The organism is Nostoc sp., assembly GCF_036917655.1.
Taxonomy (GTDB): domain Bacteria; phylum Cyanobacteriota; class Cyanobacteriia; order Cyanobacteriales; family Nostocaceae; genus Nostoc.
In genome coordinates this window covers 83,507-99,033 of sequence record NZ_JBALCY010000001.1, presented here as the reverse complement: position 1 = coordinate 99,033, position 15,527 = coordinate 83,507, and the positions used below count along the sequence as shown (strand labels likewise).

Genomic DNA, 15,527 nt, shown 5'->3' with positions numbered 1-15,527 from the left:
GTTGTAGCGTTTATCTGCGGTAACAGGCATTGTAACAGTGATCAGATGTCGAACATGGGCTGCTTGTAGCTTTTAAGTTAGTCGTTGTGAGAGACAATAACTCTACTACGCCAGCCCTCTCTCTTCATACTCTTTTTTTGGCGAAGGTATTGCAAAATTCAAAACATTTTCAGACGAAGAGGAGCAACTCCGGGGGATTTAAACCCCGACTGAAACTGGCGCTACGTATTTTGGTTGGGGTATTAAACCCTTTAATTTCCGATAATTCTAACATATCTGTTTGCTTATGCAGATCGAACACCATCGATACTTTTAAGTCTGCAATAACCAGATGATTTAGCTTTTAAATTGAGATTTACTCAAGATATCAACTTTTGCGACAAAAGATGAAGTAAGATTCACATCTGAAGCAGTCGCCGTATAATCCCATAGTTTCTGACAAAAAATAGTCTAGTGCGATGATTAATAAATATCCTCAGAATCTTATAGTGTCCTGCTTACCGCTGAGTATGTTTCTATTACTCAGCAGTATATCTTCTAGTCCACTGAAAGCTCAGGCTGTTGATACTACACAATTACCAACTAGTAATTTCATCCTGTCACAACAACGACTCCCACCACCACAGGATGTCCAACCACCCGCACCTTCCCCACTTCCCTCACCTGAACTGCCACAGCCACTCCCCCCACCAGCAGAACTATTACCCCCCTCTGCGCCAACTCCCAGACTTGAGGAACCACTCCCTGGAAACTTTCCTCAAACTATTGTTGTTGAACGGTTTGAAGTTATTGGTAGCACAGTCTTCAGTGCCCAAGAGTTAGCCCTCGCCACTGCTGAATTTACCAAACGACCGATCTCACTGACTGAAGTGTATCAAGCGCGTTCTAAAATCACTGATCTATATGTCAAAAATGGTTACATTACTTCTGGTGCATATATTCCACCCCAAACAATCCAATCCGGTGTTGTAAAAATTCAGGTGGTCGAAGGTAAATTAGAAGATATCCAGGTAACTGGGACTCGGCGGTTGAATCCGAATTATGTCCGCAGCCGACTTGCAATAGCGACATCACCGCCTCTTAATCGTCAGCGTCTACTAGAGGCGCTGCAACTTTTGCAACTTAATCCTTTGATTCAAAATGTGACTGCTGAACTCTCGGCAGGATCGCGGACTGGTGCGAGTCTGTTAGAAGTCAAGATCAGCGAGGCTAAAACCTTTAGTAGCCAAATAGTTCTTGACAATGGGCGATCGCCTAGTGTTGGCAGTTTTCGCCGCCGATTACAATTGAATGAAGCCAACTTATTGGGATTTGGAGATGCTCTGAGTTTAGGATACACTAACACTGATGGTAGCAACTCCTTTGACGCTAGTTACACATTGCCTCTTAATCCCCGCAATGGAACGCTTGCCTTCAACTATGGCATCACATCAAGTAATGTCATTGAACCTCCTTTCAACATTTTAAATATCGAATCGGCATCTCGCTATTACGAATTGACATTCCGTCAGCCCATAGTTCAAACTCCCACACAAGAATTCGCTCTTGGGTTGACAGCCTCGCGACGGGAAAGTGAAGCCTCTTATTTCCCCTTGGGAGAGCGACTGCCTTTCCCCGGTTTAGGCGCTGATGAACAGGGACGCACCAAGGTATCTGCGTTGCGATTTTTTCAAGAATGGACCAGTCGCAACAGCCGTGAAGTCATCGCCCTCCGCTCTCAATTTAGTTTGGGCATAGATGTGTTGAATCCGACGATTGCTCAGAATCCTCCCGATAGCCGTTTTTTTGCTTGGCAAGGGCAAGCACAGTGGGTACGCCTTTTAGCTCCTGAAACCTTACTGTTATTTCGTTTAAATACGCAACTCGCATCTAGAACACTTTTGCCTTTAGAGCAATTTGGCTTAGGTGGGCAAGATAGCATTCGAGGCTACCGTCAAGATTACCTGCTGACAGATAATGGCACTTTTGTTTCTGCTGAAGTTCAAGTACCGATTCTGCGCTTACCCCAGATAAATAGCACTTTACAGGTTGTCCCGTTTGTGGATTTTGGTGTTGGCTGGAACAGTTCTGGTAGAGAGAATCCCGACCCTAATACTCTAGCTGCTGTTGGTCTGGGGTTGCGTTGGTCACAGGGCGATCGCTTCACCGTTCGTCTTGACTGGGGTATTCCTTTAGTATCTGTTAACTCAAATGACCGAACATTACAAGAAAATGGTCTGTATTTTAGTTTATTCTATAATCCTTTTTAAAATTTAGGGGTTCATTCTTCGCTTCTCTACCAGAGGCTGCGTCAATGGGGGGTTCCCGCCATTAAAGCAACTGGTGGGCGATTTCCAATCGTCAGATATTTTTTCGCCAGTGGGATGTACCTAATTCATTTAATTCCTGCCTTGCTCCTATCTATTTCGCAAAATTCCCTGAAGCAGTACTATTTGACTGATTAAAAAAGAAAAATCATCCAGTTCTTTAATATAATTCGGAATTTCCCCACCACTCAGAATAAAAATCCGCAAATATACTATGTGTTCTATTCGGTGTTTGATTTTATTCTGGGTATCCTAAGAAAGACAAGGTTGAATAATATAGAGGAAAGGGCAAAGTTTATAACTTATGTATGAGTGGAGAAAACAGCTACAACTTCTACCGCAAAAACTGATTGAACAATTACTCATCTCATTCCAGAAGGTCAATCATGAAGAGAAGGGCTGGTTTGCACCCTCATACCAATTTTGGGATTACAGACGGTGACAACTTTGATTAAGGAAATTTTCCCATAAGTTCAAACTTTCAGGCTGTACTTTTGGGAGTACTATTTTTCAGAATAAAACATAAAGATATGAGAATTTGAGGAACAGCCATGCTAAGAAATGAGCGGGAAAAAATACGCCATCTGTTGGTCATCCAAGACCTGCAAGGACGGCGAACTGTACCCTTGCAAGAGACTACTTATTCTCTGGGGCGGCATCTCGCAAACACTATAGTCTTGACTTCCCGGTCAGTATCAATGCAACATGCAATTTTATTGCGAGTAACTGTTCCAGACACTGACCAATATGGCTTCCAGGTTATTGATGGCAACTATAAGGGAAAAGGAAGTACTAATGGCTTATTTGTAAATGGCACTAAATGCTTTTCTCATAATCTCAGAAATGGAGATACCATTGCCTTTGGCAGTAATCAAGCTCAAGCTAAATATTATGCTATTTCCAACATTTCAGAACAAGCATTTTCTGAATCTTGTGATGTTGAAGACTTATCTGGTTTCCTCTCAGAGCAAGCTAGTCCCGCCAATCCTTTTCAAACCCTAGCTATCGATCCCACCTTTGAAGCAGCTAGTGAGTCCGCACTAGCTCGGCTAGCATCCTTCCCTGAACTCATCCCGAATCCAATTATTGAGATGGATTTCGAGGGAACAGTGACTTATCTCAATCCAGCCGCAACTCTCAAGTTTCCCAAACTTCGGGAAGTTGGGACGGAACACCCGATTTTAACAGGACTCCTGAGTACAGTTAAAAATCTAGAAAAAAATTCTTTTGTGCGGGAGGTGGAAGTAGGTGCAGAAGTTTTTGAACAATCCGTTCTCTACCTTCCTGAAAGTGATTTAATTAGAACTTTTATTATTAGGGATATTACAGAGCAAAAACAGGCCATAGCTGAACTGCGTCAGCGCGATCGCTTGCTACAGGCAGTTGCGGAAGCTGCCAATTATTTGCTAAGGGAAATGAATTACGAAACTGGTATTGAGCGAGCTCTAGCTGTACTGGGCGAAGCTGCCAAAGCAGATCGTGCCTATCTCTTTCAAAACCATCCCCATCCTGCTACAGGGGAAATAGCAGTCAGCCTACGCTTTGAATGGACACACTCCTTTATTGAATCTACCCACCACCATTGGCAGAATCAGCCTTATCAAGCTTCTGGATTAGCTCGTTGGTACGCTGTTCTCTCTAGTGGTCAGTCGATTAGCGGACTCACCCAAAAATTTCCTGTCGCCGAACAAGAATTCTTGATTAGAGATGGCATTCAATCCCTTCTCCTGGTGCCTCTTTGCTTAGAGAATGAGTTCTGGGGTTATCTTGGCTTGGCAGATTGCACCTTTGAACGTCATTGGTCAAGGCACGAAGAATCTACCCTTTTGACAATGGCTGCCAGTATCATGGGTACGCGGCAGCGTCAGCAAGTAGAAGAAAAGATTCGCTATCAAGCCCTCCATGACCTGCTGACAGGGTTGCCCAATCGCTTACTATTTAACGAGCTGCTCTGTAAAACTCTGCCCAACGCCACTCGCAATGGCGAAAGTTTAGCTGTGATCTTCCTCGACTTGGATCGCTTCAAGGTGATTAATGACACTCTGGGGCATACTTTGGGAGATCAATTGTTACAAAGCGTCGCTCAAAGATTACAAGACTTACTCAGAGGCGGAGACACCATAGCTCGTTGGGGAGGTGATGAATTCACTATCTTACTCCCGCGAGTCAATGATATTGAAGAAGTAACCCTGGTGGCGTACAGAATCCTACAAGCCTTAGAGGATGCTTTCCATCTCCAAGGGCATGAACTTTATGTGACTGCCAGCCTCGGTATTGCGTTGCTTGATAACAACAGTCCTGACGCCGAAACACTAATCCAGCACGCAGATGCCGCTTTATACTACGCCAAGGACAAAGGGCGGAATAACTACCAATTCTACAGTGTTTCTCTGAGCGCTAAAAATCCTGAACTCCTGACTTTAGAAAAGAGCTTGCGCTATGCCCTAGAACGTGAAGAATTTACGGTATACTATCAACCTCGTGTGAACATTGCTACAGAAGAAATTACTGGTATGGAAGCTCTGTTGCGTTGGCAGCATCCAGAGATGGGATTGGTCGCGCCCAGTGTCTTCATTCCCCTCGCCGAAGAGAGTGGATTAATTATCCCCATCGGCGAATGGGTGCTGCGGACTGCCTGTATCCAAAATAAAACCTGGCAAGATGCAGGATTGCCACCCATAACGATCGCTGTCAATCTTTCTCTGAAGCAGTTCCGCCAACCCAAATTGCTGGACATTATAGCCGAAATGTTAGAACAAACGGCGCTAGAAGCCCGCTTTTTAGAATTAGAAATTACCGAAAGCACAGCCATTGAAAATTTAGATTTTACCAAAACGGTGTTAGAGAATCTACAGCAGATGGGTGTTTACATCTCCATTGATGACTTTGGTACGGGTCATTCCTCGCTCTCGCGCTTACAGCTTTTGCCAATCCACAATCTGAAAATAGATAAGTCTTTTATTCAAGATTTGACGCACGATGTCAAAGTTGCTCATATTATCAAGGCCATAGTTACCTTGGGACACAGCTTAGGATTGAAGTTGATAGCCGAAGGGGTAGAGAAGCAAGAGGAACTGGAGTTCTTGAAATCTATCGACTGTGAGGATGTACAGGGCTTTCTATTCTACCGCCCGCTTTCTGCAAAGATTGCAACCGAAATCCTCGAAAGTAAACGACCAACGCTCTAGTAGAAGGAAAAACTGTTTGTACCAGTGAGGATACAATAGCATTCATTGTCCTGCTGCCAACCTTTTTCGTTCTATGCTGCCAGTCATCTATTCCGACGAATTTTTAGATCACAAGACTGGAAAATACCATCCCGAAAAACCAGAACGCTTGATAGCGATCGCTACTGCCCTAAAAGCAGCTACATTCGCAGATAAAATTGACTGGCGTGAGCCTACACCAGCATCAGAACAGCCATCACTGATGTCTGTGTTGGTTAAAGCCCATAGCCCAGCCTACATCAAAAAACTTTGGCAAATCGCTTCTAGTGGCGGCGGCCCTTTGGATGGAGATACGCCAGTTTCCCCACGTAGTTATGATGTGGCATTGTTGGCAGTCAGTGCATGGTTGGATGGTGTTGAGGCTGTGTTAAAGTCGGCTAATCCAGCTTTTGTATTAGCACGTCCCCCAGGACATCATGCAGAAAGTGATGCGGGGATGGGCTTTTGCCTATTTTCTAATGCAGCGATCGCCGCTTTATTTGCCCTAGAACAACCCGAAATTAACCGCGTCGCCATCCTCGATTGGGATGTGCATCACGGTAATGGTACGCAGGCGATCGTTGAAACTGAAGCACGCATCGCCTACTGTTCCCTACATCAGTACCCATGCTATCCCGGCACTGGGAGAGCTACAGAACGCGGCTTTCATAATAATGTATTAAATTTGCCAGTAGCCCCTGGTAGTGATATTGCAGTATATCAGCCACTATTTGAAAAACAGGTAGTACCGTTTTTAGCCAACTTTCAGCCAGATTTACTGATTGTGAGTGCTGGTTATGATGGCAATGCCGCAGATCCTTTGGCAAGTATCAATTTGCAGCCTGAAGACTATGCTTTATTTACTGATTATTGTTTAGGGGTAACTCGTAAAATTCTGTTTGGCTTAGAAGGTGGTTATGACTTTGATACTCTTTCCCAATCAGTTGTAGCGACGATTGAACGCTGTTTACTTTAAGTGAAACCTCGGAATTCCTGATTGAGTAACTTTCGTATATGCACTGAGATCATAGTAATCCAATCCTATTTGATTTGTGGCTCAGATTCCCGGTTTCTTAGAGAAGTCGGGAATCTTCTTGTATATTTCCTTTGGATTTCACAACATATAGGATTCATATTTGATTTTTGAAATATACGTAGGGGAGCCAGCCGCGTGGGCGGGTTTCCCGACTTGAGCGGACTGGCGTTGCGTTATGCCTCTGGCTAACGCACCATCTGAAGACTTTGGTGCCGTACTCTCGGCGATAACACACCCTACACATACTTAGATTTTTTCATAAATCAAATCGTATTCCTATAGTCTGCAAAAATGGGCAATTTGTGCATATTTATTGTCATGATTATTTGTGACTTAGTTGACTAATTTTAAAATCATCTTTACGTATATTTAGGGTGAAAAAACTTTTGTTCTACACTCAATCTAAGTAATTTATTTGACAAATGATCTCTAAAATTCATCAAATCTTTAGAAATAAAAAATTTGAATAGTGTTCTGAAAGAGCTAAAGTTTTGTTAAGATGCAATTGCTAGCAGTTTCTCACCGAAATTCACCTATCGGGGTGTGGAGAAATAAAAAGTACTAGCAGCACAAATTTCAAAAGGTGAAGCAATGACCACCTATATTTTTTTCGATGAAGCCTTACGGATGTTGACCAACGCCTATTTGATATCAGCAGTACTGTTAATAGCAGCTTCTGGTATAGGTTTGGCGGTAATTGAAACAATAGAAAAGACAGGAGAACGCTAAGTTTACAGATGGCAGTGTAGTTTTTGCCAAAAACCATTGGGTGCAGGTGTTCGCTGTGAATAAATCCTGGGAACACTAAAGAATGAAAGTCTCACAGCGTTGCAGTCTTATCTGGTAACCTACCAAACACACAGGTAACTGTAGCGCTATTGGGACTCTAACCAAGGAGCTACTACAATGGGTCTATTCGACGCTGTGTTGGGTACAGAAAGCCAAACCCAAGCAGCACTCAATCCAGAGGAAGCTTTTGCTGTCATTATCTTGGCGGCAACAGCCTCAGACGGTTATCTTTCTGTTGAGCAAGCAAATTCTATCACTTCTGTGCTGTCCCGGATGAAACTTTTTAAAAGTTATCCCCATGAAATGATGAACAGGCTGTTTGACAAAATCTTGGGCATTCTCCAGGGTGATGGTTTTAATCCTTTATTTAATGCAGCAAAAAATTCTCTATCTCAAGACTTACGGGAAGCAGCCTTTGCGGTAGCCACCGATTTAGTTTTAGCTGAAGGTATTGTCGCTGAAGAAGAAAAAAACTTCTTAAATGATCTATATCAAGCTTTAGGTGTTTCTAGTGAGATAGCAATCCAAATTGTGCAAGTAATCTTAATTAAAAACCGGGGATAGGACGATAAAACATATGTTTAATTAAACTATATAAATAGCTTATAAACAAAGCGTGCCAAAGGAGTTAAGCTTCTTTGGCACTATTTTTGGTATTATTGTGACCAAAGAGGGAAAAAGGGGTAAAGAAAGAAGAAGAAAGAAATAACTTTTCCCCACACGTTATAGAGCAAGTATTTTTAAATATGGGGTTCCCTTTCCCCATGTTTTTGGTTAGGCTTAGATTCGCGACTTTTCCCAGAAGTCACAAATCTTGTTGTTCAATGCAGTATTGTGTCATAATTCGATTTTATAATTTTGAACTTTAAATTGTAAATTACTTATGCGTTGTTCTGCCACCCTAACCCAACTGGTTGAAGTTCTTTTGGCCAGTCCGATAAACTTATCTGAAACTGCTTTAACACAAGTAAGTAGCGGGATACAAACAGATAGCCGTACCTTGAAGCCGGGTGAAGTATTTCTAGCTTTGCGAGGCGATAAGTTTGATGGACATGAATTTGTGCCAACTGCGATCGCAAAGGGTGCAATAGCTGCAATTGTAGATTTTGAATACGAAAATCCTGGATTTCCTATATTACAGGTAAAAGACACCCTCAAGGCATATCAGAAAATCGCCAGATGGTGGCGCGATCGCTTTAACATTCCTGTAATTGGTGTAACAGGTTCCGTGGGTAAAACTACAACTAAAGAATTGATTGCGGCAGTTTTAGCAACAAAGGGACGAGTTCATAAAACTTATGAAAATTACAACAACGAAATCGGTGTTCCGAAAACTCTCCTAGAACTTGGCACAGAAGATGACTACGCGGTGATTGAAATGGCGATGCGGGGTAGGGGACAAATTGCCGAACTGACGCAAATAGCGCGTCCCACAATTGGAGTGATTACCAATGTGGGGACGGCGCATATTGAGTTACTGGGTTCGGAAGAAGCGATCGCTCAGGCAAAATGTGAGATGTTAGCCGAAATGTCTGCTGATAGTGTGGCAATTCTCAACCAGGATAATCCCCTATTAATGGCCACAGCAGCGAAAGTTTGGCACGGAGAAGTTGTAACTTTTGGTTTTTCTGGTGGGGATATCCAAGGGCAATTAATTGATAACGAGACTGTGGAAGTCGCAGGAATCCAACTACCTCTACCTTTACCTGGTCGTCATAATGCGACTAATTTCTTGGCAGCTTTAGCGGTGGCAAAGGTGTTGGGAATTGATTGGGCATCGTTAAAAGCAGGTGTGATCGTGGATATGCCCACAGGGCGATCGCAGCGATTTACTTTACCCAATGATGTGGTAATCTTAGATGAAACTTATAATGCTGCACCAGAAGCTATGATTGCAGCGTTGCAATTATTGGCAGATACACCCGGAAAGCGGAAGATAGCCGTATTGGGTGCAATGAAAGAATTGGGAGAGCGATCGCAGCAATTGCACCAGCGAGTGGGAGAAACAGTACGAAAGTTGAATTTAGACGGCTTGTTGGTTTTGGTAGATGGACAAGATGCCGAAGCGATCGCCCTTAGTGCCGAAGGTATTCCATCGGAGTGCTTTGCAACTCATGCCGAGTTAGTGGCTAGGTTGAAGACATTTGTGCAAGCGGGCGATCGTTTATTGTTCAAAGCCGCCCATTCCGTAGGACTAGATCAGGTTGTCAATCAGTTACGTGCAGAATTTCCCAAATGATACCACTACAAACCCAACGTCTCAGACTGCGAGACTTTGTAGAATCAGATTGGCAAGCGGTTCATAAATACGCTAGCGATCGTCAATCAATTTTAGATTTTAGATTTTAGATTTTAGATTGACCGCAGCAATCAAGTCATTAGCTCTGTAAAGTGATTTACGATGTTTGGATAATAGAATTATTCTCGCGTTTAAATTCGCTTTTTCTGATATGGTCTGATATATTCGTGAGTGCAACCCGCCAATACCAGCAAATTTTTGGAAGTAACTAAACTTAGACAATGGCTAAGTTAGTTAAGTTGCCTTTGTAGCCACTAATCTCAATCACGGCATCTGTGAGAGCAGAGAATCCATTAGTATTATCATTAAGTGCCAGGAAAGTCTGCTGATGAGTGCCTTTACCTAGAGTGAAAGTTGCCGCAGCTTTAGCCACAAAAGCAGTTGTAGTTAATATCTGTTGTACATCTAAAAGATTCAGACTTGCAACAGTGCCAAGTTGAACCAAATTAGCGGCTGAAACTGCATTCAGACCATCAATTTTATCTACACAGATGTTAAGATCAGTAATCACATCAAACCTAGATAGCAGCGAATCACTTAGGCTGTTAAACACAAATTTATCAGCACCATTACCGCCTGTGAGGGTATCACCACCAGCGCCACCGTTGAGGATGTCATTACCGTTACCACCAACTAGTTTGTCATTTCCTGCTAATCCAAAGAGTTGATCGTTGCCGTTTTTACCAGAAATTTTGTCATTACCAGCCCCACCAGTGAGTTGATCTTTACAGTTGCCACCCTTTAAAGTAATGTTTGGCACATTTCCTTCTGTGGTAATCTTGCTGATCAGTTGACTATTGGCATCAAACAGATAACTGGCAACTGCATCAGTGATCCCATCGCTGTTATTGTCAATATCTGCGGAGGTTAGTTTGCCATTGACATCGTAATTGTAAGTGGTAATCTCGTCAGCGATACCATCATTATTTTTGTCAACTACCTGTGTAGTGAGTTTGCCGTTAGCATCGTAGCTGTAAGCAGTCACTTGATCAATAATCCCATCATGATTATTGTCAAGAAGCTGTGATTTTAGCTTGCCAGAAAAATCGTAGCTGTAAGTGCCAACCGCATCAATGACACCATCATTGTTGAAGTCATAGCTGGCGGATGCGCGTCCATATGTATAGGTTTCGATACTATTAACTATGCCGTCGCTGTTGTTGTCATACCTTCGGGATGTCAACTTGCCGTTGGCATCATAAGTTTCAACACGTTCAGCGATGCCGTCGCCGTTGCTATCATAGCTTTGGGATGTTAACTTGCTGTTAGCATCATAAGTAGAGGTTTGGACAGAATCAGCGATGCCGTCACCGTTGCTGTCATAGCTAAAGGATATCTGGTTGCCGTTAGCATCATAAGTAGTGGTGGAGACAGCATCAGCGATACCGTCGCCGTTGTTGTCATAGGTAGAGGATATCTGGTTGCCCTTGGCATCATAAACCAAGGTTCCGCCACTATCAACTATGCCATCGCTGTTGTAATCACGACTATAAAATATCTCGTTGCCGTTGGCATCATAAGTATAGGTTTCGACAGAATCAGCGATGCCATCGTTGTTGTAGTCAGTACTAGAGGATGTCACCTTGCCGTTGGCATCATAAACCAAGGTTTCGACAGAATCAGCGATGCCATCGCTGTTAAAGTCACGACTTTCGGATGTCCGGTTGCCCTTGGCATCATAAGTATAGGTGTAAGCTTGTTCAGCAATGCCGTCACCGTTGGAGTCAATGCTATAGGATGTACGCTTGCTGTTGGTATCATAGGTTGAGGTTTCGATAGAATCAGCAATGCCGTCACCGTTGGAGTCAATGCTATAGGATGTCAGGTTGCCGTTGGCATCATAAGTATAAGTTCTGGTAGAATCAGCGATGCCGTCACCGTTGTCGTCACGACTTTCGGATGTCAGGTTGCCGTTGGCATCATAAGTATAGGTTGACAAAAAATCAGCAATGCCGTTTTCGTTGTCGTCACGACTATAGGATGTACGGTTGCTGTTGGCATCATAAGTAGAGGTTTCGACAACAGCGATGATACCGCCACGCTTGTCGTCAACGGTTTCGGATGTTTGGTTGCCGTTAATATCATAAGTATAGGTTCTGATCAAATCAGCAATGCCGTCGCCGGTGGCGTCAGCGCTATCAGATGTCAATTTGCCCTTGGCATCATAAGTATGGGTGTAGACAGATTCAGGGATACCATCACCGTTGTCGTCATAGATAAGGGATGTCTGGTTATAGCTGTAGGTAATAACTGAGTCTATTGTGCCATCAGTGTTTTTGTCTGTATTCTCAGATATCAGTCTGCCATTGGCATCGTAAGTGTATGTTGTAGTTGAGGTCATAAACTTCTATTCCTCCATTAAAATCTGTATAACTACAGTTGAGTGCTAAAGTCGGTCAGAGTAGTTGAAACTCATCGCGAGTTGTCAAGTGTATTTATGCTGTATCAGTAATTGAAAAGATTATCTACTCAGAAAATTTTTTTAGTCAGTGTTGTAGATCACATGATTAATATGACATAAGGGTTTATTTTTCAGCAGTTTAGTATAAATGTTAACTCTTGCATTCTAAAAATAATTACCCAAAAGCTAAACCTGAAACTTAAAAAATATCCTTGTCAGTCAATCCCACTTACTAATAGAAGTAGAACAGCGGAGTTAAAAACTTATTTTAGCTACAATGAAAAATACTGAATTCACCTCAGAGTCTCTAGTTAGATTTGTACTCATAACTGTGAGAATATTGAAAGAATAAATTTTGAGAATATTAAAAGCTGTTTGTAAAGTAAGTTTAAGACGAAGTTGCTATTTAGCTGACGCGACGCAACATCAATCGAGTAATTGCGGCTTTTACCAACAGCACCACAAAGCGGGAGTACAGAATTTTAAGTCGTCTTAAATCTAAAATTTGGAAAGCGATGTCTAACTACAAGCCGCTATGCGTCTACGCAGTGCCTCACCTTACCAGAAGCCATGTATCGCAGCGTTACAATTATTGGCAGACACACCCGAAAAGCGTAAAATTGCCGTGTTGGCTGCTATGAAACAATTGAAAGAGCGATGCCTAACGACATCGCTCGTATGTGTAGATTTCAGGCGTTGTTGGAAAGACTAGGGCTGTTACCGTAGCGTCTTTGAAAAAGAATCGCTGCAAAATTAGTTACTAAACAGGTAATTGCTAGCCACAGCAAGATATAAGTAGGAGCCATCACCACGCCAATCAAGAACCAAGTATACACGTGCAGGATCATTACAGAAGCGAAAAAGCTAGCAATTCCAGCAGATTGCCACACTTGATATGATGGGCGACGTAACGCTACCAAGCTGATCGTTAAAATTGTCACAAGCAAGTTCGCTGGTACCAGAAATGCACAAATACCTATGCAGTTGCCACGAGAGAACTCAGCTAAGGTGTTAAAATCGAGCATTAATTTGTTGGGATAGATGTTAGCTTTTTAAGAATTTAATTTATTTTATTTTAAAATAACGAAATATACATTAACATATGAGTGAGTAATCACATTGCTAATATAACATAAATTAAACTATTGAGTTACGTTTTGATACTACCAATAGTTAGTTAATTATAAAGATTTTGGATAAGTAGGGTGGAAAACACCCACCCTAGCTGAATTAACCCGGTAAAATCACCGTATCGATAACGTGTACTACACCATTATCAGCTTCGATATCTGCTGCTAAAACTGTGGCATTTTTAACTTCAAAACCATCTGAAGAATCAATTTTAATGGGTGAACCTTCCACAGAATTAACCGTACCAAGTTGTGCCAAATCAGCCTGTAGGAGCTTTCCGGGAACGACATGATACTTTAAAATCCGCGTTAGCTGGGGAATATTCTGTAATAGAGTTTGGATAGTTCCCTCTGGTAACTTGGCAAAAGCATCGTCATTTGGTGCAAAGACTGTGAACGGGCCAGGACTTTTTAATGTTTCTACTAAACCAGCAGCTTGTACAGCCGCCACCAGTGTTTTGAAAGACTCAGCCGTAACAGCAATATCAACAATATCAGCCATATATCTTACCTAAATCTCTGCAAAAGATTTTAAAGGATAATAAACCTATTTTAATTTTTATTAAATAAAATAAATTTAAAATGAAGCGTTGAATAAACTACACGTAGACGCATACTTCCCGTCAGACATCACCTGATAATGTTTCTAGGAAAATTCCTGTGTAGAACAAATGTTCGATCGCATGTATGCCATTCTGGTAACTGTAGTAATGTAACTCTTATCGGTGGGTTGTGCTTTCTATATTCTAATAAAGTGGGGTCAGGGGATATATACCACTTAGATTATAGGCACATTATCAGCGATCGCTTCATTCAAACAATGCTCGATTATCCAAGATGAAGCCTTACCGCCGCAGCATGAAAATGGCTTTTGTTAGCCTTGAAAATCGTGAAGCCTGGGTGTTGAAGGTATAGATAGGGAGTGAGGGAACAAGAATTTTAGATTTTAGATTTTGGATTTTAGATTGAAATTTAATCCAAAATTTAAAATCCAAAATCCAAAATTGAATTGCCCTGTTTGGCCAATGCCCGTTAATTATGATTAGCTTTCCAGTTTGCTAGATCAGTTAAAGAGCGATCGCGGTAACGTCCGTAACGCTCTTGTTTACTTTTGATTTTCGCACCGCCCAATTCGGGAAAAATCCCAAAGTTAGGCGGCATTGGTTGGAAATGCTTTGGTGAAGCGGAACTAATAAATTCCAATAACGCCCCCATCATTGTTGTTGGTGGTAAAACCAAAGGTTCTTTACCCAAAGCTAACCGCGCTGCATTAATTCCCGCCAAGCAGCCACCCGCAGCCGCAGCAGTATAGCCTTCAGTACCGATCAACTGTCCAGCTGCTAACAATGTCGGACGCTCTTTAAATTGCAAAGTCGGATGCATTAGTTGAGGAGCATTAATAAAAGTGTTGCGGTGCATCACTCCCAGCCTTACAAACTCTGCCTTTTCCAAACTGGGAATAAGTTGAAATATGCGCTTTTGCTCACCCCAACGCAGGTTAGTTTGAAATCCTACCATATTCCACAGTTGACCGGCTTTATCTTCTTGGCGCAACTGCACTACAGCATAAGAACGTTCTCCGGTGCGAGTATCTGACAATCCCACTGGCTTTAGGGGGCCGTAACGCATGGTATCTTCCCCCCTCTGTGCTAGTTCTTCTATGGGTAAACAAGCTTCAAAAAATTTCGCCGTTTCCCGTTCAAAACCTTTGAGTTCTGTTTGTTCAGCTTTACAAAGTTCTTCTCGAAACTGCAAGTACTGCTCTTTATTCATTGGGCAGTTGAGATAAGCGGCTTCACCTTTGTCATAACGTGATGCCATAAAAGCAACGTCACGGTTAATCGATTCTCCCACAATAATCGGACTAGCAGCATCAAAAAAGCTGAGGTATTCCATCCCGGTAAAGCGGCGGATATCTTCGGCTAAGTCGGGACTGGTTAAAGGCCCAGTCGCCAAAACTACAATTCCTTCACCAATCGCAGACACTTCACCCCGGCGAAATTCAATTAAAGGATGGCTGGCTAAAGTTTGAGTCAAGTCTTGGCCAAATTGTCCTCTATCGACGGCTAGCGCCCCACCAGCAGGTACGGCGTGTTCATCAGCTTTAGAAATGACGATCGAACCCAGTTGACGTAACTCTTCGTGCAATAATCCCGTCGCGCGATCGCTTGCCATTGCCCCAAAGGAATTACTACATACTAATTCTGCCAAATGTTCTGTATGATGAGCAGGACTAAATCGCTTTGGACGCATTTCATGCAGAATTACTGGCACTCCAGCTTGGGCTATTTGCCAAGCTGCTTCTGTCCCAGCTAGCCCACCTCCAATTACTTGTATCGGTTGTTGTTCCATAGTTCAAT

General features: G+C 42.6%; 10 protein-coding genes. 6 read left to right on the top strand and 4 right to left on the bottom strand.

Going from position 1 to position 15,527, the window contains the following annotated elements; all coding sequences use genetic code 11:
- Positions 1-509: 509 nt before the first annotated feature.
- The 6 genes from V7K30_RS00490 (at position 510) to V7K30_RS00465 (ending at position 9,576) form a co-directional block, all read left to right on the top strand.
- Positions 510-2,249, top strand: coding sequence for a ShlB/FhaC/HecB family hemolysin secretion/activation protein (locus tag V7K30_RS00490; RefSeq protein ID WP_442941033.1), 1,740 nt, complete (start codon positions 510-512; stop codon positions 2,247-2,249).
- 608 nt (positions 2,250-2,857) lie between these two features.
- A complete protein-coding gene (locus V7K30_RS00485; protein ID WP_334996068.1) occupies positions 2,858-5,494 on the top strand; it encodes an EAL domain-containing protein in 2,637 nt (878 codons plus the stop codon).
- A 73-nt stretch (positions 5,495-5,567) separates the two neighbouring features.
- Positions 5,568-6,488, top strand: a complete 921-nt coding sequence (locus tag V7K30_RS00480) for a histone deacetylase family protein (protein ID WP_334996066.1) — start codon at positions 5,568-5,570, stop codon at positions 6,486-6,488.
- A 651-nt stretch (positions 6,489-7,139) separates the two neighbouring features.
- On the top strand, positions 7,140-7,277 hold the full coding sequence (locus V7K30_RS00475) for a hypothetical protein (protein WP_292798388.1): 138 nt from the start codon (positions 7,140-7,142) through the stop codon (positions 7,275-7,277).
- A 177-nt stretch (positions 7,278-7,454) separates the two neighbouring features.
- Positions 7,455-7,901 (top strand): tellurite resistance TerB family protein, encoded by a 447-nt coding sequence (locus tag V7K30_RS00470; protein ID WP_334996064.1) that lies wholly within the window; start codon positions 7,455-7,457, stop codon positions 7,899-7,901.
- Between the two features lie 319 nt (positions 7,902-8,220).
- The gene (locus tag V7K30_RS00465) at positions 8,221-9,576 is read left to right on the top strand and encodes a UDP-N-acetylmuramoyl-tripeptide--D-alanyl-D-alanine ligase (protein WP_334996062.1); all 1,356 of its coding nucleotides are present in this window, start codon (positions 8,221-8,223) and stop codon (positions 9,574-9,576) included.
- 274 nt (positions 9,577-9,850) lie between these two features.
- On the opposite strand, the gene V7K30_RS00460 is transcribed toward V7K30_RS00465, so the two are convergent.
- From V7K30_RS00460 to trmFO, 4 genes are all read right to left on the bottom strand, one after another.
- Entirely contained in the window at positions 9,851-11,977 is a 2,127-nt protein-coding gene (locus V7K30_RS00460) for a bluetail domain-containing putative surface protein (protein ID WP_334996061.1), read from the bottom strand.
- 749 nt (positions 11,978-12,726) lie between these two features.
- Positions 12,727-13,062, bottom strand: coding sequence for a hypothetical protein (locus V7K30_RS00455; RefSeq protein WP_334996059.1), 336 nt, complete (start codon positions 13,060-13,062; stop codon positions 12,727-12,729).
- A gap of 205 nt (positions 13,063-13,267) precedes the next feature.
- The gene (locus V7K30_RS00450) at positions 13,268-13,669 is read right to left on the bottom strand and encodes a fasciclin domain-containing protein (protein WP_292746359.1); all 402 of its coding nucleotides are present in this window, start codon (positions 13,667-13,669) and stop codon (positions 13,268-13,270) included.
- A gap of 530 nt (positions 13,670-14,199) precedes the next feature.
- On the bottom strand, positions 14,200-15,519 hold the full coding sequence (gene trmFO, locus V7K30_RS00445; RefSeq protein WP_334996054.1) for an FADH(2)-oxidizing methylenetetrahydrofolate--tRNA-(uracil(54)-C(5))-methyltransferase TrmFO: 1,320 nt from the start codon (positions 15,517-15,519) through the stop codon (positions 14,200-14,202).
- Between the last annotated feature and the right edge of the window lie 8 nt (positions 15,520-15,527).